This window comes from Candidatus Zixiibacteriota bacterium (assembly GCA_040756055.1).
GTDB lineage: Bacteria > Zixibacteria > MSB-5A5 > GN15 > FEB-12.
Map to the genome: position 1 here is coordinate 20,282 of JBFLZR010000003.1, position 24,782 is coordinate 45,063.

Annotated in this window: 17 protein-coding genes; 10 read left to right on the plus strand and 7 right to left on the minus strand. The window is 52.1% G+C overall.

What is annotated here, in order from left to right:
- Positions 1-3 precede the first annotated feature (3 nt).
- The 4 genes from AB1483_06470 to AB1483_06485 all read left to right on the plus strand — a co-directional run bounded on the left by AB1483_06470 (position 4) and on the right by AB1483_06485 (position 8,092).
- Complete coding sequence (locus AB1483_06470; GenBank protein ID MEW6412106.1) at positions 4-1,209, plus strand: Xaa-Pro peptidase family protein; 1,206 nt, start codon at positions 4-6, stop codon at positions 1,207-1,209.
- Complete coding sequence (locus tag AB1483_06475) at positions 1,206-2,048, plus strand: hypothetical protein (protein MEW6412107.1); 843 nt, start codon at positions 1,206-1,208, stop codon at positions 2,046-2,048. The genes AB1483_06470 and AB1483_06475 overlap by 4 nt, the downstream gene beginning before the upstream one ends.
- 210 nt (positions 2,049-2,258) lie before the next feature.
- Positions 2,259-5,945 (plus strand): S8 family peptidase, encoded by a 3,687-nt coding sequence (locus tag AB1483_06480; GenBank protein MEW6412108.1) that lies wholly within the window; start codon positions 2,259-2,261, stop codon positions 5,943-5,945.
- On the plus strand, positions 5,942-8,092 hold the full coding sequence (locus tag AB1483_06485) for a T9SS type A sorting domain-containing protein (GenBank protein ID MEW6412109.1): 2,151 nt from the start codon (positions 5,942-5,944) through the stop codon (positions 8,090-8,092). The genes AB1483_06480 and AB1483_06485 overlap by 4 nt, the downstream gene beginning before the upstream one ends.
- 38 nt (positions 8,093-8,130) lie before the next feature.
- Here the strand turns inward: AB1483_06485 and AB1483_06490 are convergent, their stop codons facing one another.
- Positions 8,131-9,243, minus strand: coding sequence for a hypothetical protein (locus AB1483_06490; protein ID MEW6412110.1), 1,113 nt, complete (start codon positions 9,241-9,243; stop codon positions 8,131-8,133).
- A 241-nt stretch (positions 9,244-9,484) separates the two neighbouring features.
- On the opposite strand from AB1483_06490, the gene AB1483_06495 reads away from it, so the two are divergent.
- The 3 genes from AB1483_06495 to gatD all read left to right on the plus strand — a co-directional run bounded on the left by AB1483_06495 (position 9,485) and on the right by gatD (position 14,419).
- Entirely contained in the window at positions 9,485-10,900 is a 1,416-nt protein-coding gene (locus tag AB1483_06495) for a DASS family sodium-coupled anion symporter (protein ID MEW6412111.1), read from the plus strand.
- 158 nt (positions 10,901-11,058) lie between these two features.
- A complete protein-coding gene (gene gatE, locus AB1483_06500) occupies positions 11,059-13,044 on the plus strand; it encodes a Glu-tRNA(Gln) amidotransferase subunit GatE (protein ID MEW6412112.1) in 1,986 nt (661 codons plus the stop codon).
- Positions 13,037-14,419: a Glu-tRNA(Gln) amidotransferase subunit GatD gene (gene gatD, locus AB1483_06505; GenBank protein MEW6412113.1), complete on the plus strand. Its 1,383-nt coding sequence runs from the start codon at positions 13,037-13,039 to the stop codon at positions 14,417-14,419. The genes gatE and gatD overlap by 8 nt, the downstream gene beginning before the upstream one ends.
- Positions 14,420-14,481: 62 nt before the next feature.
- On the opposite strand, the gene AB1483_06510 is transcribed toward gatD, so the two are convergent.
- On the minus strand, positions 14,482-14,760 hold the full coding sequence (locus AB1483_06510; protein MEW6412114.1) for a hypothetical protein: 279 nt from the start codon (positions 14,758-14,760) through the stop codon (positions 14,482-14,484).
- A gap of 480 nt (positions 14,761-15,240) precedes the next feature.
- Positions 15,241-15,873, minus strand: coding sequence for a hypothetical protein (locus AB1483_06515; protein MEW6412115.1), 633 nt, complete (start codon positions 15,871-15,873; stop codon positions 15,241-15,243).
- A gap of 386 nt (positions 15,874-16,259) precedes the next feature.
- Here AB1483_06515 and AB1483_06520 point away from each other — a divergent pair, with 386 nt between their 5' ends.
- Complete coding sequence (locus tag AB1483_06520; protein ID MEW6412116.1) at positions 16,260-17,114, plus strand: choice-of-anchor V domain-containing protein; 855 nt, start codon at positions 16,260-16,262, stop codon at positions 17,112-17,114.
- Positions 17,115-17,189: 75 nt separating this feature from the next.
- Here AB1483_06520 and AB1483_06525 read toward each other — a convergent pair whose 3' ends face one another.
- Positions 17,190-18,560 (minus strand): right-handed parallel beta-helix repeat-containing protein, encoded by a 1,371-nt coding sequence (locus tag AB1483_06525; GenBank protein ID MEW6412117.1) that lies wholly within the window; start codon positions 18,558-18,560, stop codon positions 17,190-17,192.
- 200 nt (positions 18,561-18,760) lie between these two features.
- Between AB1483_06525 and AB1483_06530 the strand changes: the two genes are divergently transcribed.
- Together AB1483_06530 and AB1483_06535 are read left to right on the plus strand one after the other, a co-directional pair.
- Entirely contained in the window at positions 18,761-20,470 is a 1,710-nt protein-coding gene (locus AB1483_06530) for a C1 family peptidase (GenBank protein ID MEW6412118.1), read from the plus strand.
- A 223-nt stretch (positions 20,471-20,693) separates the two neighbouring features.
- Positions 20,694-22,838 (plus strand): hypothetical protein, encoded by a 2,145-nt coding sequence (locus AB1483_06535; GenBank protein MEW6412119.1) that lies wholly within the window; start codon positions 20,694-20,696, stop codon positions 22,836-22,838.
- A gap of 59 nt (positions 22,839-22,897) precedes the next feature.
- Here AB1483_06535 and AB1483_06540 read toward each other — a convergent pair whose 3' ends face one another.
- From AB1483_06540 to AB1483_06550, 3 genes are all read right to left on the minus strand, one after another.
- Entirely contained in the window at positions 22,898-23,365 is a 468-nt protein-coding gene (locus AB1483_06540) for a hypothetical protein (protein MEW6412120.1), read from the minus strand.
- Positions 23,366-23,391: 26 nt separating this feature from the next.
- On the minus strand, positions 23,392-23,712 hold the full coding sequence (locus AB1483_06545; protein ID MEW6412121.1) for a hypothetical protein: 321 nt from the start codon (positions 23,710-23,712) through the stop codon (positions 23,392-23,394).
- Positions 23,713-23,794: 82 nt separating this feature from the next.
- Positions 23,795-24,631, minus strand: a complete 837-nt coding sequence (locus AB1483_06550) for a nitroreductase family protein (GenBank protein MEW6412122.1) — start codon at positions 24,629-24,631, stop codon at positions 23,795-23,797.
- Between the last annotated feature and the right edge of the window lie 151 nt (positions 24,632-24,782).

The following is a 24,782-nucleotide window of genomic DNA, read 5'->3' on the forward strand; positions in this document are numbered from 1 at the left end:
TCCTTGTTATATCTTCAAGCCCGTCGTATTTTGCCCACCATGGATATAGTCAAAGGCAAAATCGATCAAGCAATCAAGATCCTTGGTGAACTTGAGCTTGACTGCTGGCTGGTTTTCGTCAGAGAAACCGAAATGGCCTCCGATCCGGTCATGCCTCTGGTGGTCGATCACAGCGTCGTGTGGGAGTCGTTTTTTATCTATACCCGCCACGGCGACGCCATAGCGCTGGTAGGTAATTTCGACGAAGAGGATTTCAAAAAGTCCGGTCATTTCACCGAAGTTCTCTCCTATACCGAAGGCGTCAGCCAGGATTTTCGAAAAATTCTCAACCGGCTCGATCCCGCCCAGATCGCCATCAACTACTCCGTCAACGACTGCGCCGCCGATGGTCTCTCTCACGGTATGTATCTGCAACTCGAGGGCTATCTCAACAAAACCCCATATATCGAGCGGCTGATATCCGCCGAGCCAATCATCGCGCGCCTGCGTAGCCGTAAACTACCGTCGGAAATAAAACTTCTGAAAAAGGCCGCCGAGGTGGCCGACGAAGTCTGGCATAATGCCGTGAAGAAGATCCATTCCGGCATGAGCGAAATCGAAATCGCGGCGCTGATCGATGACTTGATTGACAAAACAGGCAATGCCCGTTCGTTTGTGACCATCGTGAACGCCGGTGACAAAACTCGCCCCGGTCACTCCAGGCCCACCGGAGCCAAACTGGCGGGCGGTGATTTGCTGCACGTCGATTTCGGAGTTAAGCACCAGGACTACTGCTCTGATATACAACGCCTGCTTTATGTTAAACGTCCCGGAGAATCCACACCACCGGCGGAACTGCTCGAAGCGTTCCAGATGGTCAATGAAATCATCACCGAGACGGCAACAATGTGCAGGCCGGGTGCAAAGGGTTTTGAGATCGATGCCCGCGCCAGAGAGATGCTCGAGCAGAACGGCTATGCCGTCTACGAACACGCCCTTGGACATCAACTCGGGCGCAGTGTTCACGATGGTGGAGCGATAATCGGGCCGAAATGGGAGCGATACGGCCTTACACCGACAATCCCTCTTGAAGAGAACAATGTTTTTACACTGGAACTCGAAATAATCCTGCCCGGTATCGGCTGTGTCGGTCTGGAAGAAGACGTAAAAGTTACGGAGAACGGCGCTGTATTCCTCAGCCCCAGACAAATGGAGCTTGCTGTCAAATGAGACGAAAACTTCTCTTGATCATCTGCATCGTGATTGTCGGTTGCTTGGCGTTCGGTTGCGCCCCTAAGCCAATAGTGGAAGAACAACCGACCGTTTGTCTGGCCCGCGACCTCGGTGTCGATGTTAACACTCAGACAATGGATGTCCACTGGAAGACAGACTGCGCCAGCTTGATAAGCGGATTTAATATTTATATCAGTGACACCCCCCTCAATGACAAATACCCCGGCGCCGATCTCCCGGCAATGGTAAAGCCCTTCAATCCGGCTCCATATCCCGGTGATACTAATCCCGATGACGCTGTTGAACACTTTATCGCCGATGGGCTTCAGGACGGCAAGAAATACTATGTTTCGGTTCGAGTGGTTATGCCAGATGGAACGGTGTCCAAACCATCCAACGAGGTTGTGGCTGTCTGCGGCCCAAGCGGTGAGATGGAACTGAGCATCAGATACAAATCCGACCACGATGGTTTTGCGTTCAGTCTCAACGATTATGTGCGCGCCGATGACCTCAATAACGACCTGTATTACTTTTCCAAAGACGGCAAAGACTACCTTAACTCACCGGTTAAGCTTGATGGTTTTCTGAAGGCTAATCGCCTTCGCAGACTACCCTTCAGGGGAGACTTCAACGATGTCAGGGAGATGCTCAACGGTATAACATCAGAGTCGAATGAAGATCGCCTGGAGGTGAGCAAAGGGGATTGGATTCATTTGCAGACGCCGACCGGGGAGAACGCCGTTATCCGGGTTTTAGGGTTTAGCGGTGAGGGTTCAGACCGTAAAATTAGACTATTTTACGCTTTTAGTCCATATTCGCAGGAAATTCTATTCTGATCAACCGGATCACGCGCCACCTGTAACGTTTTGCTCAACAAGCGATTATAGCTTGACAAAAAGGGGTTTGGTATTATCTTGAGGACAGCACTTTGAACGAAAATACTTCCTCAACGTCTGTATTTCGGGAAATAGATAACCGCCTCCGAATTTGTAGGGTTAAAACCGCCGGTGTTATTTTGTAAAAACGTAAGAATCAAAGGACTCTTGATGAGAACAGTTGGATGGTCTCTGTTCTGTCTCGCTACTGTTTTTGTCCTGGCGGCTTCAACTTTTGCTTCTGGAATAAATGACCAACCCGAAGGTCCGGTTCCGGGTCGATTTATTGTAAAACTTGCTGAGGGCAGGATCCCGGCAGCTATCGCTGCGGCGCAGGATGATCACGGGAAATTCCGTAAGGCGTTCAGGATGATACCGGATCAGAAACTTGTCGATGGAAACAAGTGGGACAGGTATTACGTTTTTCAATCGGACGACCCCGGCACTACCGCCGACGAGGTGCTAAAGAAGTTCGGCAGGGACAACGTTGAATACATAGAGCCGGACTATTACGTTCAGTTTCTTGAATTCCCTCAGGACTCACTTTTTTCCAATCAGTGGTATCTATATAACACCGGGCAGGAGTATCTCGGCATCGAGAGAGTGATTGGCGACGCCAACGATCTGCTGGTCTACAAAACCGGGACTCCTGATGTGGATGTCAGGCTCGTTGAATACTACACCAATACCCCGACCGACAAAACCGAGGTGGTCGTCGCCATAGTTGATACCGGGGTTGATTCAAAGCATCCGGAGCTTCAAGGGAAATTCTGGCAAAATCCTGACGAGATCCCCGATAATGGCATCGACGATGACCACAACGGGTATGTCGATGACGTGATTGGTTTCGATATCACCGGAGACTACGAGACTCCCCTTGAGCCCATTGGCGACAACGACCCCAACGACCTTATCGGCCATGGCACGCACATCGCTGGCATCGTAGCCGCCAGCGCCGACACCAGGGGCATTGCCGGAATTGCTCCCAACGCCAGGATAATGGCAATAAGTATTAACCCCAACACCACGACGAGTGCCGCTACCGAAGGTATTCTCTATGCGGTCAATTCGGGCGCGAGAATTATTAACGCGAGCTGGGGCACGATCTTCGAGTCATCCATGCTCCGCGAGGCCCTCGAATTTGCCCGCCTCAATAACGTTTTTGTCAGCATCGCCGCCGGCAATAGCGGCGACAACACTCGCGATTATCCGGCGGCGTATGACTCGTCGTTCGTGGTTACCGCGGGTGATTCCGATGGCTTCCTTACCCCATTCGCCACCTGGGGAGCGCACATCGATATCGTAGCCCCCGGATTGGATATTCTCTCGCTTCGCGCCGACGGTACGGATATGTATAGCTCCGTTGAACCGGGTGTGCGAATAATCGGTGATGACTCCCTGTATTATCTCTCCGATGGTTCATCCATGTCCGCTCCTATGGCCTGTGGAGCGGCCGCGCTGGTGCTCGCGAAAAGCCCCGGTCTTACGGTCGCCGAATTGGAAAATATTCTCCTTGAATCAGCAACGGACATGCTCGACCCCTTCAATACTGGCGATAATCTGGTCGGCCCGGACACGTTTTCGGGGCACGGCTATCTGAATATCGATGCTGCCCTGGCGTCGCTTGTCCCCGGTACTATCGCAATAACGCAACCCGAGCGTTGGCAGAGATATACCACGGCGCTGGAAATCAAAGGAGCCGCCGTCAACAGTTATTCTGGCCCCTGGTATCTGGAGTATTCGGTGGGGTTCGACGAATATGATTGGCAACCCCTCGCCGACGGGTCCACACTACCGGCGGATTCGGTCCTGTACGTTTTTGACAATCCCGCCGTTGAAGGACCGGTTTACCTGCGCCTGACCGATTTCTGGGGCAACCAGTATGTCACGGGGTTCTATAACGTTCGTGCCAACACCGTGCGGCTCGATCACCCGACCTCTGGTGAAGACGTTCAATACAATGTGGAAGTCAGGGGCTCGATGTTCGGCCCGACATATGATTCACTGAGATTGTATTATGTAAATGGATCGTCTCCGGTGCTGCTTTTGTCTTCGACCGCTGAGTACTTTGATTCACTGATCTACAACTGGGCGCTTTCCGGAACTGATACCGGTCAGTTCACGCTTTATTTGCAGGGTTTCTTTGACGGCGAAGAGATAACAGAATCCGCTGATATCCACGTATCCTCGGCCTTTGCCGAAGGCTGGCCTCGAACTCTGGGCGACGTGCCTGCCCGGTCTCCCGTTAGCGCTGATCTGGACCACGACGGTAGCTGCGAAATTATCCTTGGCACCGCCAGTGGACTGTACGTGTTCCATCCTGACGGAAGCATTGTCGACGGTTTTCCGGTGCGTTGCGACGCGGATATGCGCAGTATTCCGGCAGTCTACGATGTCGATCGCGATGGGTACGACGAGATTATATGTACCGGCGATAGCGGCATCCATGTCTTCAATGGCGATGGGACCTATGCTGAAGGTTGGCCGCGAGACTGCTTCACCGGTGGCATCCCCTATGGATATGGCTACCCCAACCCGATTGTCGCAAAACTCGGTCTGGCGGAAGACTCGGCGATAGTGATCATCAACACTCTGGGCGAGATTCTTGCCTACGAGTTCAACGGCGATTCTTATTTCTATGCCATGGACGGCTTCTTTGCTACTTTTAATCCGCGTATATCGGATTCGTATTCCAAAGGCGGAAGTACATCACCGCTTGTGACAACGGCGGATTTGAACGCAGATGGACTGCAGGAGGTTGTCGGTTCCTACTCTGCTTCCGCCCCCTATTGCGGTGTCGGCATATTCGATGGTCGTACCGGACAGCCGGCTTTCGATCTCGAAGATCCTGTTGTAACCAGAGTGAGGATGGTTTACGGCACGGAATTGGCCGATCTTGACGGCGATTACATCCCGGAAGTCATTACGGCCGGATACGATGCCGATGTAATCCCTCACATCTGGATAAAGACCCGCGTGTTCGATGACTTTCCGGGTTTTCCCATCGCTCTGCCAGAGATGCAGGGTTGGGTAGGGTTGTATCCGATATTGGGTGATCTCGACCTCGATGGTATTCCCGAAATTCTCATCTCGTTTCACGAGTATGACATATCGCGCCTGTATATCTTCCGGGCCGATGGTACGGCCTACGCGCAGATGTCCGGTATGCCTTTCGGTGTCGCGTTCGCCGACTTCAACGTCTTCGGCGAGCCGATAGTTGCCAATGTCACCGGCGATGAATACCCCGAAATCATATTCAGGTCCGGTTACCTGCTTCCCAGCACTGGACGTGAACGCCTGTATATTCTCGACCACAATGCCGACCCTGTGCCTGGCTGGCCCGTCACAACACCGGCTCTGCCTTCTCAGGTCTTTTCGACCAGATTTATTCCGCTTGTCGATGATATCGACGCCGATGGGCTCGTAGATATACTTCTGGTCAGCGACAATAACGATTTACTCGTGTGGAATTTCGATGCTCCAAGCGAAGATGGCGCCAATCGAGGTCGCTTTCTGGTCGATAATCTGAATTCGAACTACTATCGATCGCTCGATATACCGACTTCAACAGACGATCTTCGAACGCTGCTGCCGAACCGGGTGTCTCTGGCGCAGAATTATCCGAACCCGTTTAACCCGGCCACATCCATTCGCTTTCAATTGCCGGCGAGGTCTCGGGTCGCTCTCGAGGTGTTCAATATCCTGGGGCAGAGGGTAAGCATCCTGCTCGACGAAGAACTGCCCGCCGGAACTCATATTGTTGACTTTGACGGCGCGACCCATGCCTCTGGAGTTTACCTCTATCGTCTGAAAACAGATAGTGCCACCCTGACTAAAAAGATGGTGATGCTGAAATGAAGTATGTTATTTTGACAATCTGCGTTCTCTTGTTGATAAGCGCGACGGTTCAGGCGCAATATGATACTATCCCGGATCAGACCATACTGATAAGCAATCTGCAGGATATCGTATTTGTCGATACTTACGCTGTTGCGGTTACCGACCAGGGCGTCGCCAGCTACTTTTACGACGCGCGATTGGGCCAATTCGTCTTCGAAGAAATAATCTTCATGAATGTCTCCCAGTCTTCGATAAAACTTTATGGGGATATGGTCGCTGTTCAGACAGATTACAGTCGCCTTCATCTTATCGATATCTCGGCGCTGCCACATCTTGAATACCTGGGCGAAATTGACTTCGGGGTCTATTTCGCCGACTTCGCTATCAGCGAAGAAGACATTTATATCTCGATGTGGTTCGACGGTGTCTGGCGCTACCGACTCGATGATTTGAACAACGCCGAATTTATCGATTCCAGCATGATCGGTATTCTCGCGACACAACTCGAAGTATATGATCAGGACCTTTATGTCCTCGACGAATACAACGGATTGCTTCGCTATGATATTTCCGCCGACGGCTTCGGTGAGTTCATCGACTACCTTTATGTTCCCCGCCGGCCATCGTCATTTATCAAGCATGACCCGGGCTTCGTGCTGACGCTTTACGACGGTGGAGCGTATATCGGTGAGTTCTTCCCCGATGGCGCCGAAATAACCGATTCTGTTTATGGAATACCGGCAACTCAGGCCGTATATGCTACCGACTCGCTGCTGGCTTTTGTCTGTGGTCGAGAACTCGTTTTAACTGAATGTGACGACCTGACCAATTCGAGCTATATAGAGGCGCCCCTCATCCGACCCTACGGTGATCTCTTTCGGGTCGGCAATCATGACTGGTTGATTTTACCCGAAATAGACGGTGGCGCCACCATGTTTGACCTCTCCGATTCGGCCAGGCAGGAGCATGCTCTGTATCGCGAAGGACAGATAACCTCGATGGAGATATTCGACGGTCGGCTGTTCTTGGGCGGCGTGTCCTCGCCGGTTGATGTTTACCAAATTGGCGCCGATAGCAGGGTCTCATGGGAATACACGATATATGACGAACTCGACAGCGTCGCTCTGATGACTCACAACGGCGATACGCTTCTTCCACTGTACGCCAACATGAACATGGTGGGGTTTGTCTCTCAGGCTTCAAGTCCGGATTCGTTTTTCCTTGACTATGCCGTCTACGCCAAAGCAGCCGGAGCGAACGACGTCTTTTACATGACAGAGAAGATCAACGACCTCCGTGTCCTGCTTGTTTTTCGCGATTATGAGATAATTGTCTGCGGTATCTCGGACTCAGCCACACTGGAAGTCTACAGAACCTGGAACCCGAGCCGCGAACTGATTCGCTCGGTTGCGGTGAACGGCGACGCAGTTTTTATCGATATGGGCAAGGTCGACCAGGTCAAGTCCTATAAGTTTGATTCCAATTTCGATCTGCAGGAGATAGCGGGTATAGGTCTTCCGACAGCTTCAGTCAAACTCCTGACCGCGTCTGACCGGTTATTCGTCGTTCAGGCCAATACCTTACAGGTACATGATATATCCAACCCCTATGACCTTGACTACCTCGCGACAGTGAACCTGCCATCGGCTATCTATGACCTGGCGGTCGATGGTAACCGGCTCTATTGTGTAGGCGACGCCGGCATTCTCGTCTATGATATCTCGGAGAACATTCCCGTTCTGGTTCAAACAGGGGGGAGAGGGGCTCAACGGGTGGTGGCGGGTGAAGGCATTGTGGCCACCGCGGGTGTCGATGGCGTTTTTATCTATTCTACGGGCTATAATCCGAACGCTTTCACGTCGGTACCGGACAAAAGCGATATGCCGACTGATTTCGTGCTCGGACAAAACTACCCCAACCCGTTTAATATGGAAACCGTAATCGCCTACAATCTGCGTCGCGCCGCGAACGTGGAATTGACCGTCTACAACGTGCTGGGTCAGAAGGTGATTACACTGGTTGACGGGCCGCAATCCGCAGGTCATTATGTCGTCTCGTGGGACGGCACTACTACCGCCAATACGGTTGTCTCAAGCGGCGTCTATTTCTACCGCCTCACCGCGGACGACTACATTGGCACGAAGAAGATGATGTTGGTCAAGTAGGCTGCTATAGCGGCTGCAAAGTTCACGGAAAAAGTGACTCAGTTGTCAGTGTCCAGTCGTTCCAGTTGCCGAAGATCCACTTCATAATTCAATTCATCACTTCGAAACCCCGAGTCTCCCGTCGGCTCTATCGGCACCGCTCCGGGGATCCATGAGGCATCGGGAAGAACCGCCCCGACACCCCAATAACTGGTGGGGAAATAAACGGCGGTCAGCACATGGTCCCATGTCCGGGCTGTCGCAGGCAGATCATTATTTGCGCGCCCCTCCAATCTGAAAGTGTACGTACCCGCCGACTTGTAGTAAACACGACTAACGAAAGCCGGGAAATAGTTGACACCTGTATTAACATAACCGGATAGTCCGGCTACGGTGAAATAGGGGTACTGTGTCCCGCCACCCTCGTTTTCGTCAATCTGCACTATCGCCGTATTGGGCCCAACAGTCCCGCTGAGCATTATGTAACACTTCCCGTAGAGCACGATATAGCCCTTGTCGGGTGTCGTGATTGTGACCGTGGCCAGGTCCGTCATCGAACCGGTTGTCAATGTCATCAGGTAGATATTCACACTGCCGGCGATACCCGGCTCGGACGCCAGTTCAGTGGCGCTTATGGACGACCCTGGCAAAACCACCGCGCCATCACCATCGGCGTCGCGAAGTACAATGCGCTCCGTACCCGATGTGTCGACGATCGCCAGCTTTCGTTGGTCGGATGACGTGACGATCATTTGGCGGCCACTGGTGTCAGAAACATTCAGGCCCCCGGCCGCCAGCGCGAATGGAGTCGCTAGCAGACGGCTGCGAGGAGCCGCAACAGCGCCGTCTATTTCGGTCTCAAGGAACAGATTTTCGTTGTCCGTGAACATTCCGGCTGGAAACTCGGTTGTCGAACCGAGTCGGTGCTCGAACAGGCCGGATACCGCAGTGACTGTCGCCGCTTCAGTCCAGATTGGCTGCCCGCCAACTGAGTCCGCGTATATTCTGAATATTGCGGAGTACTCGCCGTCGTTAACCGGTGTTCCGTCAGGGCCGGTAATTCGCCCCTGATAGGAAATCAGTGGCTGAATCGCGATGGCAATACCTGACAGCAAAACCAAGCAGGATAACAGTATAAAGCTTCCCGGACCAATGGATTGTAGCCTAAACAAACTGTGACTCCATCAAATAATTGACAGCAACTGCAGTACCTTGACTTGTCCCTGTAATATCGTAGAATCTCCGCTTTTGCGCAAATGGTATCCTGCAGGCTGTCTTTACCTTGCGCCGGCACCAAAATCGCCGCCGATTGCCCCAGCGCGATGTTGACATATCTATCTAAATTATATATGCTCCGGCGACAAAAAAACTGAAACTGGCGGTTTCGGCCGCTTAATTGTCAAGGTATTAAAAATGGCTCACGAAATAAATTTCGACTCGGATGGCAACATCGTCCTGAGGATCAACTGGAAAGCCACACTCAAGGTTTTCATTATCCTGGCCCTCGCTGTTGGCGCCGGGTTTCTGCCCTTGGAGGGTATGACCCTCGGGGCGAGAATCTGTCTGATGATTTTTGTAGGTGCCGCCGGCCTCTGGGTGACTGAAGCTATTCCGCCCTTCGCTACGGCTATCATGGTTATCGTTCTTTCTGTGTATCTGCTCGGCACGCCCGGCGGACCTCTTGGCTTGGAACCATCAGGGGTGGAACGCAGCTACCAGATTTTTCTCAACCCCATCGCCAGTCCGGTCCTGGTCTTGTTTTTTGGTGGTTTCATTCTCGCTGTTGCGGCCACCAAGCATGGCCTCGACGTAAGGCTCGCTAGAGCCTTCGTAAAACCATTCGGAACACATCCCAAAATGGTGTTATTGGGCGTGATCTGCATTACAGCCCTGTTCTCCATGTTCATGTCGAACACTGCCACGGCGGCGATGATGATCGCTATCCTGACTCCGCTATTCAAGCACTTTGAAGGAAGAGACCCTTTTAAGAAGGCGCTTGTCTTGGCCGTTCCGTTCGCGGCCAACATCGGCGGAATGGGTACACTGATCGGCACGCCACCCAACGCTGTGGCCGCCTCGGTATTGGGGCAACTCGGCCATCCTGTCTCCTTTTTGAAGTGGATGGTTATAGCTATGCCAATCGTTATCATCATGCTGCTGGTTCTGTGGTACCTCCTGATCAAGATTTTCAAGCCGCGGACCGACCACTTCGAAATGCTCTTCCCGGAAAATCTCAAAATCACATGGGATCTCGTAATCGTTGTTGCCACTTTTTCTGTCACCGTATTTCTGTGGCTCACCGAACCTCTGCTCAAGATACCGTCTGCCGTTGTCGCTCTCTTGCCAATTATGGTCTTTACCATGTTCGGCATAATCAATCGCGAGGACCTCAGGAAAATAGAATGGCATGTCCTGATACTGGTGGCCGGCGGACTGGCGTTGGGAGTCGCCATGAAACAATCCGGCCTGTCCGATCTGATTGTCGGATACATCAAATTCATGAAACTGCCTCCATCCGGATTGCTGGTAACGGTCGCTATTTTTGCCGTTTTTGTCTCGAACTTCATGAGCAACACGGCCGCAGCCAACCTGATGATACCAATCGTCACCTCGCTGGCGGTGGTTTCCCCGGGACTCGGAGCGGTGGTTGTGGCGCTGGCCTGCTCTCTGTCGATGAGCCTGCCAATCAGCACACCCCCCAACGCCATCGCCTTCGCGACCCAGGCCATCGAAACGAAAGATATGGCCCGCTATGGAACGCTCGTCTCGGCCTTTGGTATCGTCGTCATGCTGGGGATTCTCTATCTTTTTAGGGGGCTGCTGGATTAGCAATACCAAAAAGACTATAGGGCGGATAACTGATTAAAAGCGGCGCGTCCGAAAAGCTTCCGGGCGCGCCACGCCATTATTCTGCCAAAAGAATTGCTAAAACCCCGGTTGTTGATTATGTTCCCACAATTGATTGAAAAAATTAAGGAATTCAGTTGATGAGCGAGCAATTTGACCCGATTCGAAATAACGAAAATACCAAAAAGAGAATCGGTTACATAGAATTCGGCCACGCCAATCCATCCGATTATGAAGCTATCGGCTTTAAGTGCGGCCTCGAGATTCACCAGCAGCTTCTAACTCAGAAGAAACTCTTCTGCCGCTGTCCGGCCGGGTTGTACCAGAAGGACGGACAATACGATGCCGAGCTTATACGCCATATGCGTCCCACCCTCAGCGAGTTGGGTGAATATGACGGTACCGCTCTGATGGAGTTCAGAACTCGCAAGAACATTATCTACCACATCAAAGACGAAACGGCCTGCACCTACGATATCGATGACACCCCGCCCTTTCCCGTGGACCGCGAGGCTCTGGATATTGCCATCGAGGTGGCTTTGCTCGGGAAGTTGAATATAGTCGGTGAACTTCACATCACCCGAAAACAGTATCTTGATGGAAGTATCCCTACGGGGTTTCAGCGCACCGCGATTGTAGGAATCGAGGGAGAATTCCCGCTATCAAACAAGAAGATAAGACTCATTCAGCTCAGTATCGAAGAAGACTCGTGTCGCGAGGTCTCCGACATCGGCCACGAGCGTGTCTATACCACCGACCGCCTGGGAATGCCGCTCATAGAGACCGTTACCTACCCGGATATGACTACACCGTTCGAAGCTGCCGAGGCGGGACACTATCTGCGTTTTCTGGCCAGAAGTACCGGTAAGGTTCGTGTCGGTATTGGCGCGGCCAGGCAGGATGTGAATGTCAGCGTCACCGGCGGGCAGCGCGTGGAGATCAAAGGTGTCGCTCACATAAGCTGGATCCCCCGGTTGACCCACAATGAGGCGTTCCGCCAGAGAGCGCTTATTGAAATCAAGAACGAATTGAGCAGCAGGGTCGGCAACCGGGAAAAGTGGCAGACAAACCACCAGTTGATCGATTATGACCTGCTTGATTCCGGCTTCGAACCTCTGCGCGACGCCCGCACGAGAAACTACAAACTGGTCGCCGTGAACTTGCCGTCCTTTAAGGGGCTTCTATCGTTTTTCCTGCAGCCCGGCAAGGATTTCGCCGACGAAATCAGTGGACGCCTGAAAGTCATCGCTTGCCTCGAACGCCCCAATATGATCCACTCGGAGCAAGCCGATTTACCCGACAAGGTGAGAGGTAAATTCGGCAGGATCGCCGACCTGCTCGGTGCTGATAAGAACGACGCCCAGATAGTCTTGTGGACATCGCACGAAGACCTCAAGACCGCAATTGAAACCGTCGAGGAACGCTGCCGGCTGGCTTTTGATGGCGTCCTCAATGAAACCCGAAAATCCCTCAGCGACGGCACTACCGTTTTTGAACGGGTACTCCCGGGGCCGGACCGCATGTATCCCGACACCGATTCGGCTCCCATCCCGATCACCGAGGAGATGATCGAGCGTAATCGAAAACTGTTGCCCCCCGATGTTCACACTCAGCTGGGGCAACTGTGCACCTGGAACGTCCCCTCGGATACCTATCACTATATTCTGAGAAATAACCTCATGCCGGTCATAAGGCGGATTGTCGACGAGTGCGGCTACCAACCGGTCTTTGTGGCGACAACCTTCGGACATACTCTGAAAAACATCAGCGGAAAACTTGTATCGGCCGATGGTTTTTCGTTCAACAAGGTATACGGTCTGTTCAAATACGTCCGGGATAATAAACTCGAGAAAGAGATAGTAAGGGAGATGCTTCCGGTAGTCTACGAACATCCGAACATCCTGTTCGATTCTGTCCTTTCATCGATTGACTACACGAAAAACAGTCGCGACAAAATCCTTTCCCATATCCCGATTTTGAAACAGAAATTCACCGGGCATCGGCAAGAAAGAGCCCGTGAGGCGGAAATCCGTTGGATTATGGGTTATTTGAGGAAGTGGGCCCTCGGCAATGTTCCGCTCAGAGAACTGCGGTCGATAGTGGAAAAGGAGCTGTCTAATGACTGATATATTTAAAGGATACAAGGGCAAAGCTCTTGACCTGCTGAAACAGTATAATATCCGCGTCTGGAGCGATACCACTGTCAAGACCACACGGGGTGATTTCAACGGAATCGTATTGCCGCGAAGTGAAAACGATGATGACTGGCACATTGTCCTTAAAGTCGCCACCGGCTACAATGTCGGTATCGCTGTGGATACGGTCCTCGACATGAAAGAGAAGGGGTACAAGGAAGCCCATTACAAAATACCCGAAAAGGAATTCCCGTTCTCCGAGAAGTTGCCGAATGTAAAACTGTTCGGAACCGGCGGAACCATTGCCTCGCGTCTCGACTACCGCACCGGCGCGGTTATTCCGGCCTTCTCGCCGGGTGAGCTCTATGGCGCTGTTCCGGAACTGGCGGATATCTGCAATTTAACTACCGAAAAACTCTTTGCTGTTTTCAGCGAAAACATGGGGCCGCAACAGTACATGAAACTTGCGGTTTCTATCGGCAAGGAAATTGAGAAGGGCATCGATGGCATCGTGATTGGGCACGGTACCGATACCATGCACCACACGGCCTCGGCATTGGCCTTCATGGTTCAAAACCCACCGGTGCCGATAGTTATGGTTGGCTCACAGCGCTCCTCCGACCGACCGTCGTCCGATGCGGCCCTGAACCTGATGCACGCCACCAAAACCGCCGCCGAGTCGGATATAGCCGAAGTTATGGTGTGTATGTTCGGCCCGACCTCGGACGAGTACGGACTGCTTCACAGCGGATGTCGCGTGCGCAAAATGCACTCCTCCTATCGGTCTACCTTCAGAACGTTGGGAGATATCCCGCTGGCAATGGTCGACCGAAAGAAAATCACCCCGCTGAGACACAACTACAACAAACGTCGAACCGACAAAAACGTCAAAGTTCAGCCATATTTCGAAGAAAAAGTCGCTCTTGTTTACTATTACCCCAACATGATGCCCGATATCATAGATGCTCTCGTCGACAATGGTTACAAGGGTATTGTGATTGCGGGTACCGGGCTGGGTCATATAAACAAACCGGTTTATCCGGCGATAGAGCGAGCCACCAAAGCCGGCGTGGCCATCTATATGACCGTGCAGACACTCTGGGGTTATGTCCACATGTTCGTCTATGATACCGGCCGCGACCTGATGGCCAAGGGTATCATTCCTGCCGCAAATATGCTCCCCGAGGTTGCCTATATCAAGCTGGGCTGGGCTTTCGGGCAGACAAACGATCTGCAGAAAGTCAAAGAGATTATGCTCACGCCGGTTTGCGATGAGATAACCGAGCGGGAGCCTTACAACGGCTACCTGGTCTACCAGGGCGGAATTCCCGAGGTAGAAGACTTCCTCAAACGAGTTCACAAGTGATACAGCAAAAGCAGAGGCCGGATAGCCTCTGCTTTGCTAAAACTTATCAACAGCTGTGACTGTTACGGGCCGCAGTATCCGTTGCCGTTACCACCCGGTTCTTCGATCATCTCGCTATGGCCATATCGCTCAGCGCCTGCCCAGGGGTCCATATAGCGCTCACGATGCGGGTCGTCATTTGATGATCTCAACTGGGGACCCGGAGGCGGCGGGTCACATGGGGCCAAGCTCTGGTGCGAATCCACCGTGGTACCGGGTCCAACAATGCTGTCGCCTGGACCACTGCAGCCGACTAAGGCGGCCAGAAGTATTGGTACGGATAAGTAAAAGAGCTTCTTCATCAATGCCATCCCCCAAAAATAACGGTGACGCGGTCTGAAAGACGATTATTCCTATCTGTCTTAAAACTAAGACATTACGCGACAATTGTCAAGAAACTTATCAACCCTTCACCCTCTTCGGGGTTATGACATGAAAGGCAAGATTCCGGGTAATAAAAAAGGGCCAAGCCTGCGGGGAGGGGAAACAGACTCGGCCCGTTCGAAGCTGTCGGCCGGAGCCGACAGACTTCTGTATTTATATTATAATGCGAAAAGCATACTTTCTCAATAGTAATATACGAATTTTTTACACTTCTGCGAGTCTTTTTTTTTCATGTTTCACCCCCTCTGCGAACGCCAAAAAAGCGGCCAGGCCTGCGGGGAGGGAAACAGACCTGGCCAAACCAGAGTGTCAATCATTATAGATGATCAAGCAAACTTAATAACCTTAACTTGCGCGAATAGGTTCCCCGCCACCAACAATTTTTTTCTGCGCACGGACTACTTTTTCCCCTTGTCCTTACTGCTCTTGGTTTCAGCCTTCCTTGACTCATCGGACTTCTTTTGAGCTTTAGACTTCTTAATTTTATCGTTGATGGCTATAAAACTCTGTCCTTCCGCTCTCATCTTTGCTACTTCGTCGGCCCTAAGCCCATGATAATCACTGACAAACCTCAGATTGACGAAGTTCACTACATCAACATCGGAGAGCGATATTGAACCCCATTCGTTGCGGTGCCGGTGTCTGAAATGGCCATAAGCCTTGCCATACGGCGGTCCAGGGTCCTTTTCAAACGACACATAGAAGATTTCGGCCGTAAGCCCAAAATGGCGAGTGATTTCCATCCATGTCTTGCCGCTGAGCCGCAAATCCACAACCACTGTTGGACTTACCCTGGCTTGCCGGGCGAGGTAAAAAACGACCACAAGATCGTCATCGGAAATCTGTCGCTTTTTGACCACCACCAGGTCTTTTTCAGGAACATTGTAGTGGCTTCCCACAGCCAGATAGAAATCGGCTATTCTACCATCCTCAATGGAAAGAGCTGCGCTGACGTCAGCGTAAGCCCTGGAACCCAAAGCAACTAATACCAATGCTACGAATGTGCAAACGATACGAACAAGTTTCATCATCAACCTCCGTGCGCTTTAGCCGCTCAGTCTGTGCTGGATGAGCAGCCAATTAATCTTTTCTCTTATGTTTTTCGGAATATTCCGAGCCCGAGTTGAGCACTTTGTTGATAGACTTGATTGGGTACTACCTCTCAATACCGGAATAATTCTCCCCCAAAAATCTGACAAATTGACAGCGTATGATAGTCAGACATCAGGGAAAGGCACCCGATGCTGCTTTAGGGGCGGTCACGCGGCATCGCCGCTTTTCCAACACAGGGCAAAACGCAAATTCCGGGAATAAACAAAAATGGCGAATGGTGCAGAAGCCGGGCACTGATCTATTCGTGCGGTAACAATCCGTAAAAAGGGGGCCAAACAAGCCACCAGGGAACAGGAGAGTAATAATGAAAAATCGACTATTTGGTATCCTGCCGGTCGCCACAGTTGTGGCTCTGGCCACCATGGTCTGGGCGTTTCCCAGTGGAAGCAATTTCACGGGTTCCACCGGTGCGCCAGGCGAGAGCGCATGTTCATGCCACGGGAATCTGAATACCGGCCCCGGCTCAGCGTTCATCTCGGCTCCGGACGGTTATGCGCCGGGGGAGACAATCGACATAACCGTATCGGTGGAAGAAAACGGAAAATCCAGGTGGGGATTTGCTGTAACCGTACTTGACGGTTCCGATCAGCCGGTGGGACAGATGATGGTTACGGACGGTGCGCGGACGCTGATGACCACCGAAGGCAGCGGGCGGGAATACATCAAACAAACGTCGACGGGAACCGACGCGGGAACGGCCGACAACACGAGTTGGAGTTTTCAGTGGATGGCGCCGGCTTCAGATGCCGGTCAGGTCACGTTCTATCTGGCGGGACTTGCAAGCAACAACGGGGATAACCTGAGTGGCGATAACACCTACACGACCTCGAGGTCGATGCTGGTGACCGATGTGCGTGAGGTCGCGGTCGGGCAGTTGCCGACTGAAGTGTCCTTGTCCCAGAATTATCCTAACCCCTTCAACCCGACCACAACCATAGAATTCAGCCTCCCGAAGAGAGTAGAGGTTGAACTGGCCGTTTACAATGTTCTCGGGCAAAAAATCAAGGTTCTGCATAGCGGGGCGCTTGCTGCCGGCACCTACGCTACCGAATGGGACGGCACTAGAGCAGATGGAGCTGCGATGGCTAGCGGGGTGTATTATTATCGTTTACAGGCCGGCGCTTTTGATGAATCCCGCAAAATGACGCTTGTAAAATGATGCACCCGCTGGGGCCTGATCAGCGTTGAACAAAGTCTGCATGTGAGCAAAGTGTGATCCGGGACGAACCACGAGCTATTTGAGCAAGAGCATCTTTCTCGAATCCGCGAAATCGCCGGCCTTTAGACGATAGAGATAAACACCGCTCGCGAATCCGGAAGCGTCCCATGATATCTTATGTTTACCCGCCGACATCGGTTCGTCAGTGAAGGTAGTCACCTTCTGCCCGGCCATGTTGAAGATCTCCAGTTTGACTCTGGCCGCCGCCGGAAGCTCAAATACTATTTCTGTGGTCGGGTTAAATGGGTTCGGGTAATTCTGCCCGAGCGAGAATGTCGATGGTACCGGTTCGTCTGCCTGACCCGGTAGATCAGTGTAAGTACAGGAATCGCCGAATGCTCCGACCAGCAGTCCACACGGACTGTTCGCGGGGGCGCATGGTGAATAGGTACTTATCGTGAAGTCACCGGCATCCATATCACAGAACATTGGATCGGCCGAGAAATTGTCAAAATCGTCGTCAGGCCCAAATCCTTCGTAGTGAAAGTCCTCAACCCCATTACCATAAGCATCGCTGCAACGCACCATCACCGGGTCTGCCCAGACATAGCACAGCGTTCCGTACACATCGTTGAACGCCATGATGCAATTTTCTACCGTAGAAGTATCGACTGAGACGGAAGCCGCGGTTGCCGACTCTGCTTTCGGGAAATTCCACTCGTGGTAAAACCCGGTCTCGTTGCCCACCATAGTGCAATTCTGCACGTGAAACTGGCCCGACCCGATAAACAAGTACACCCCGACGCTCCCATTGCCGACAACCAGACAATCCATGACCTCGGCCCTAAAGCCATACCATTGGGCATTCCAGTAGAAACCGCACTGACCATTGTATGATATTTCGCAGTCGCGTATGTCGATCGCTCCCTCATTAGAAGTGATCCCATGACCAGTGTTGTAGGAGACTACACAGTTGTCAATCCGCAACGTGTCATTGGCATACATCACGCCATGACAATTATTCTCCGTGATAAGGCAGTACCTGAGGCGCGGCGAGGCGTTCTCGCAACGAACAGCAGCGTCAAAATAGGATCCATCGCCATAAGCCCCAGAGATCGTAAATCCCTCAATTACCGAAAACTCAGATTCCCCGGAGTGGAGATAAAACGCCCGACGAGGTTGATACTCTGTGGCCGCACAATCGATCGTAGTCTGTTCCGCTCCATTGACAGACATCAGATAGACATCCTTGCCGCCAAAATCGATATCCCTGTTACCGTCACCGACATAGTAACCGTCGGTCACCAGTACCGTATCATAGCGCGAAGCGGCATTAATACCAGCCTGGATTGTCGGTTGTTCAGAAGGCACCTCTATAATCGACGCTATAGTCGTTGAGGCCAGGACCAGCCCTATCAGGCCGCCAAGTGTGGTGAGGTTCTTCATAACTCCCCTGAAATTCAACTTTGCTTTCTAATTAACGGCAATATAACCCTATGCCACTAAATGTCAAACATATGTCATAAGACTCTAATCCCTTAAATGTCAATAGCTAAAGAACGCGGCGTTCCTGACGAAACATATATTATCCGGTTTGCGATCTACCAGCGGGCCGGAAATTAACTGCAAATGGCAGGAGATTTACCATGTTTAAAAGACAAGTTTTGATCGCGGCGGTCGTAGCCGCTCAGATAATGGCCGATTTCGCCCCGGCCCGTGGACAAACCCAACAGCCGCAAATGGCGCCCCTCAAACCAAAAATCGAGAGAGAATTGCCTCCCGGCAGAGGTTTCATCCCGCCGTTGAGAGACCTATCTCATCTCGATGGAGCCAGCGCTCAGCTGACGGCGCTACCGACAGCCCTGCCGACCAGTTTCGATTGGCGCACTTCAGGCATGATCACCTCGGTCAAAAACCAGAGCAGCTGCGGTTCCTGTTATGCTTTCGCGGGGCTCGGTAATCTCGAAGCCTTGATGCTGATTGACGGCGCCGGCACATACGACTTCTCCGAAAACTACGCCAAGGAATGCAATTTCTATCAGTCCAGTTGTGGCGGTGGCACCTACGAGTATGTCGTCAATCTGTTTTCCCAGCAAGGCGCCGTTTTGGAGGCGTGCAATCCGTATGTTGCGGCCGATGTCGCCTGCAACAGCAGTTGTCCGAAAATTAAGACCATTCTCGACTGGTGCATCATTTCCGATGACGCCGTACCAACCGCGACCGACCTCAAGCAGTATATCTACGATCACGGCCCGGTGTACACTACGCTTTATGCCGGCGATGGCGCTGCACCTTCGTGGGAAACTGAATACAACAATTACGACGGTTCATACACGCTGTACTACACCGGCACCAATACTCCAAATCACGCGGTTCTGATTGTCGGATGGGATGATGCCCTCACGCACGCAGGTGGGACCGGTGGCTGGATCGTCAAAAACAGCTGGGGTACCGGATGGGGCGGTACCTGCGGCTACGGTACCGAGAGAGGATATTTTACAATCGCCTATGGATCGGCGAGTATAGGCAAGTTCTCGTCCTACTCCACGGCATGGCAGGACTACGATGCTACCGGAGAACTTCTGTACTACGATGAGGCCGGCGCAAGTGCCAACTGGGGTTTCACAAACCCTACCGCCTGGGGACTCTGCGGTTTCACAACCACAATTACCGCCTATCTCAATCGTGTCGAGTTCTGGACGAACGATATTACCACTGATGTTGACGTTTATGTTTATGATGATTTTGACGGTAACAGTCCCTCGAACCTGCTTGGCAGCAAGCTCAACCTCTCGTTCACGGAAGCGGGTTACCACTCGGTGGTGCTGGATTCCCCGCCACTGGTCCCCGCAGGAGAGGACATTTTTGTCGTTGTCAAAATTACCAATGATAGCTACGGAAACCCGATTTGTGCCGACGGTGACGGATATACGGAAAACGGTCTCACCTACATGAGTCCTACCGGGACCAACGGTAGCTGGTGGGAGATGGGCGCCGGCTACGGCGTGGATGTGGCCATACGCGCGCGCACCAGCGGTACGATGGATGTTTATGACTCCGAACCCGATCAGCTTCCCACCCAATTCCGGCTTGGCAAGAACTACCCGAATCCGTTTAATCCCTCCACGATTATCGAGTACTCGCTGACCAGCCGGGCAACGGTTAAGCTGGATGTTTATAATGTTCTCGGGCAGAAGATAAAGACTCTCGTAGATGCCACCATGCCCGCCGGCAACCATTCGGTTGTCTGGAATGGCACCGATGATTCCGGCAATCCGGTAGCCTCTGGAATGTATCTCTATCAGATTCAAGCCGGAGTCCAGACCGAAACCCGGAAAATGCTCCTGCTCAAGTAAAATGCAGCAAATGACAGTCAAGGGACCGGAACTTCGCTTGTTCCGGTCCTTCACTCAGGGTAACTTCCTTTGATTTTCTCGTTGAATAGTATTATTGTCTCAACAGTGACTTTCGTGTATAATACATGAAATCGCGGGGTAGGGTAAGCCCGGAAGGACCGGACAGGTTGGCCCGGCGGGCAGTGACATTCGAAAATAGCAGCACTAATCCAAGAGGTCCCAAATGCTTAAGAAATTCTGGTTAATATCCACAGCCACGATGCTTGCTTCGGCGATTCTGGCGGTCGCGCAAGTGGGGGCTGCCTCCGAAGTCGTTTTTGACAACCACGATATCAAGCTCGTTTTGGACGTACCCACTCACAGCGCCACCATCGAAGACAGCGGTCGTATGAACGTAAGTGCCGGTGGAAATATGTTCATGATTGCCGGCGGAGCGAAAATAGAGAATTTCACGGTCGATGGCCAACCTGTCGAATACGTTTCCGTGAAACTCGCCGACACGGCGACTCTCACGGATAATTATCGAGGTAGTCTTCCGGAAATCGAAGCCGCTGGCCAGCCGCTACTGGTTTTCTTTGACTGGGGTCAGCAGGCAAACGTGGAGTTCACCATAAAATTCTCGGCCGAGTTTTTCGAAGATGTCGAAAATATCCGGTTCTCCAATGAGAAGGTCGGCACCGAGGTCACGGGCACGATTCTCGATAAGGGGGCCTATCTCAGTTCGGATGCTTACTTTTATCCTCAGGGAAGTGAAGACCTCGTTGCCTTCAAACTCACAGCCGATGTACCTGAGAAGTGGGAAGCGGTAAGCGATGGCAACAAGCTTTCCAGCGAGACCGCCGGCGGCCGCAAGGTTCAGACGTGGGGAAATCCATACAAGTGTGATGGCGCTACGTTTTTCGCGTCTCATTTTGAGGTCGGCACTCTTGGCATTGAGGACGGTGTTTCTGTCACGTGTTATTTCTTTCCCGAGGATGTAGCTCTCATGAACAATTACCTTTCAGCGTCGGCCAACTATATCCGGATGTACAACGACTTGATCGGGCCGTATCCGTTCAAAAACTTCAGTGTCGTCGAGAATTTCTTCCCGACTGGCTATGGAATGCCGGGCTGGACTCTTCTGGGTCAGCAGGTTCTCAGGTTGCCGTTTATCATTCGGACATCGCTCGGTCATGAGGTTCTCCACAACTGGTGGGGCAACTCGGTGTATGTGGACTATGACCGCGGCAACTGGTGCGAAGGAGCCACCGTCTACGGCGCGGATTACCGCTACAAGCTCAGTGAGGCGCCCGATGAAGCGCTTGATTATCGCAAGGATATTCTCAAGCAGTACATCAGCTATGTCAATGCCGAGAACGATTTCCCGCTGCGCGCTTTCAAGTCGCGTACCAGCCCCGACACACGGACTATCGGCTACAATAAGGCCATGATGGTCTACCACATGATCGAAGAGCAGATCGGCTCTGACGCGTTCTTCGCCGCCTGGAAGCTCATTTACAACCGAAACCTTGGCAAAAAAGTCTCGTGGGAGGACTGGATTGCCGCTTTCGAGGAAACATCGGGTCAGAAGATCTACTACATTATTCCGCAATGGATCGACCGTGCGGGGGCGCCGAAGCTCGATGTGGCCGTTATCGAAAGCAAGCACAAACCGGAGAAGAAGACTTACGAAGTCAAGCTGCAGCTGGGACAGATGCCGGGCGACAAGTATTTGCTTCAGGTGCCGATACGTTTCTCAGGGACAGATTACGTGTTCGATACTACCGTGACGCTCAGGGACGACAAGACTACTTTCAAATTCAAGGTGCCAGACGTTGCGACTTCGGTTGAAGTCGACCCGGATTATCACCTTTTCCGCAGGCTCTATCCGGAAGAGGTTGAGCCCGTTGTTTCGGCGATTCTGGGCAATCCGAACAAACAGTTCGTGACGTACAAGGCTGACGATAGTGTCCGGGCTCTGTTTCGCGTATTTGGAACGAATCTGACCGAAGACTCGGTGTCGGTAGCGTCAGCCGAGATTCTCGCTACGATGGGCGGTGACGAATACGCGGTGCTTCTGAATCCAAGTGAGGTGCCCGAATATCTCAAGAACTCGGTTATCGTCAAGGGTGACTCTGTCAAAGTGGACGGTGTCAGTTATTCGCGGCTTGGCCACACGGTTGTAGCGGCCGGGCAGGACCTCGGGCAGGTGAAGAAGTACCTGGTGATAATCACCCACGCCTATCCCGACCTTCCACGGCTGGGGCAACTTCTCATGCACTATGGCCGGTATTCTTACCTGGTCTTCAACGGTACGCGCAATGTGGCCAAGGGTCAGTGGAAACCGGAAACCTCCCCGCTCAAAATACAACTCACTCAGACCAACTGATGGTCGCGGAAATAAAAGCACAGTAAAACGAGGCGGGAGCCTGAAGGTTCCTGCCTTTATTAATGACGATACTTATGCCACTCACTCTCAAGTTTGGCGACATGGGAGTGAGTACCATCTTCCAGCACTTTGCGGACCGCCTGCGCTTCGGATGATGCCGTGTCAAATATGCCGAAGAATTTCCGCTCGATCATGGCCTTCTCAACATCAAGGGCGGTCGACAGCGCTTCCGGCAGGGGGATAGTCGCACTCCTGGCACGGGCGGCGCTCTGCCGCAGGTAATCGATGGAAGTTTTCACGGCGATCGGTTTGAAATTGGCGGTGTTGATGATCTGTTTGCCGCTATCGATTATATCAAGCAGTCGCTTGATGGTATCGGCGTGTTCGCGTTCTTCTTTGGCAAGGGACTGCCAGTACTCGCGATGGTCCACGTGAAAATTCGCATATGTAGCATACAAATCGCTGATTGCCAACTCATGGTCGATCAGCATCTGAAGAGCTTCTTTGTCACTTCCTCTGTATTGCATGGTCAGAAAGTATCGCAGTTAGAGGGTTACATTTGCGGCGTTCCCGAGTGCGATTGTTCGTGCTCGAATTCCATCCCGATACCGCCGACCCACGACGTAACGAGATTGAACAGAAACGCCACAATCAGGCTTCCGACGAAACCAATCACACCGTAGAAAATGGGCAGGAAGATGATTGATCCGACGCCGAAGATTTCTCCGAACAATCCCATATCCTGTGAGCCTCCAAACGCCGATCCAACAACAGCCGCCAGACTAAATAGTATGCCGACAAGCAGTCCGAGGATGGCATAAAGGATAGCACTTACTTTGGCCAGCGAAAACGGTTCGATTCGTTTTAGAATCATGATTCCCCCCATGATTTCAAGTTATACTGAATTTTGTACTTTAATCCGCCCTCTGGCAACAAAAAAGGCTGCCTGACTGAAATCATTGACCAAGGAATTTTTCGGTCGGCTTGCGTTTAGGGGCGGCGATATTTCTTTTCGCGGGATAGCCCACCGGCGTCACGGTCGCCAGGTAATGGGTCTGCGGAATGCCCAGCCGGTCCTTGATATCCTCGCGGTCCATGCCGCCCATCCAGCACGTTCCCAGCCCGAAATGCCAGGCCGCAAGCATGAAATGATAAGCGGCGATGCAGGCATCCTGGTCGGGTCGGCCGGTGATGTTGGAGTCGGCGCAGATGGCTACAGCTACTGGAGCTTTGGCGATTGGGGCCGTACTTGACTGCCGCGTATGCGCAAGCCAGTCAATCAGGTTGCAGTCGGTTATAATTTTGTAGTAATAGCCCTGGGTGTTGCGCGAGGTAGGGGCGAAACGGCAAATATCGAAGATTTTATTTAATAGGTCGCGGGGGACAGGCTCAGGGCGGAATTGTCTCACGGAACGACGGGTTAGAAGAAGCTCATCGCCAACGAGGTATCCGCTGACCGGGTCGTTGAAATACTGACACTCGATAGTGCGGCCATCGGGGTCTTTGGCGAAAAACTGGTAGATATTGTATTTTTCGTTTTCTTTCGGTTCGATTATGGCCGTGTCTTTCAGAACGCTATACATGCGGTCGACTTCGTCCTTGCTCTCGTAGAAGAATGTGAGCATGGCTTCGTTTTCGATTTTGTCGCGTTCGCAGAACCCCAGCAGGAAATTGCCGTGTCGGAAGATGATACAGTCGTTTTGATCCTGCCAGATTTCGCATCCGATTTTGTCGGTGTAGAAGTCTTTCAGGGGACCGAGGTCTTTCGTTTTCAAGAATAGTATGCCGCTCATTTTCACCTCATTCTGTTTTCATTGAAGATAGGCCAATTGTCTTTGAAGCGAAAGTAAAAGCCGGATTTTTTGTCGTATTCGCATGTCAGTTTGTTGGTTACAGGGATTTGGGTTCGTTTCCCATGCTTTGCATGGTTTTTGCCTGACGTAG

Bases quoted from the DNA above. Each gene is read 5' to 3' on its own strand.
- AB1483_06475 (MEW6412107.1), top strand. From the start codon at position 1,206: ATGAGACGAAAACTTCTCTTGATCATCTGCATCGTGATTGTCGGTTGC.
- AB1483_06480 (MEW6412108.1), top strand. From the start codon at position 2,259: ATGAGAACAGTTGGATGGTCTCTGTTCTGTCTCGCTACTGTTTTTGTC.
- AB1483_06485 (MEW6412109.1), top strand. From the start codon at position 5,942: ATGAAGTATGTTATTTTGACAATCTGCGTTCTCTTGTTGATAAGCGCG.
- AB1483_06495 (MEW6412111.1), top strand. From the start codon at position 9,485: ATGGCTCACGAAATAAATTTCGACTCGGATGGCAACATCGTCCTGAGG.
- gatE (MEW6412112.1), top strand. From the start codon at position 11,059: ATGAGCGAGCAATTTGACCCGATTCGAAATAACGAAAATACCAAAAAG.
- gatD (MEW6412113.1), top strand. From the start codon at position 13,037: ATGACTGATATATTTAAAGGATACAAGGGCAAAGCTCTTGACCTGCTG.
- AB1483_06510 (MEW6412114.1), bottom strand. From the start codon at position 14,760: ATGAAGAAGCTCTTTTACTTATCCGTACCAATACTTCTGGCCGCCTTA.
- AB1483_06515 (MEW6412115.1), bottom strand. From the start codon at position 15,873: ATGATGAAACTTGTTCGTATCGTTTGCACATTCGTAGCATTGGTATTA.
- AB1483_06520 (MEW6412116.1), top strand. From the start codon at position 16,260: ATGAAAAATCGACTATTTGGTATCCTGCCGGTCGCCACAGTTGTGGCT.
- AB1483_06525 (MEW6412117.1), bottom strand. From the start codon at position 18,560: ATGAAGAACCTCACCACACTTGGCGGCCTGATAGGGCTGGTCCTGGCC.
- AB1483_06530 (MEW6412118.1), top strand. From the start codon at position 18,761: ATGTTTAAAAGACAAGTTTTGATCGCGGCGGTCGTAGCCGCTCAGATA.
- AB1483_06535 (MEW6412119.1), top strand. From the start codon at position 20,694: ATGCTTAAGAAATTCTGGTTAATATCCACAGCCACGATGCTTGCTTCG.
- AB1483_06540 (MEW6412120.1), bottom strand. From the start codon at position 23,365: ATGCAATACAGAGGAAGTGACAAAGAAGCTCTTCAGATGCTGATCGAC.
- AB1483_06545 (MEW6412121.1), bottom strand. From the start codon at position 23,712: ATGATTCTAAAACGAATCGAACCGTTTTCGCTGGCCAAAGTAAGTGCT.
- AB1483_06550 (MEW6412122.1), bottom strand. From the start codon at position 24,631: ATGAGCGGCATACTATTCTTGAAAACGAAAGACCTCGGTCCCCTGAAA.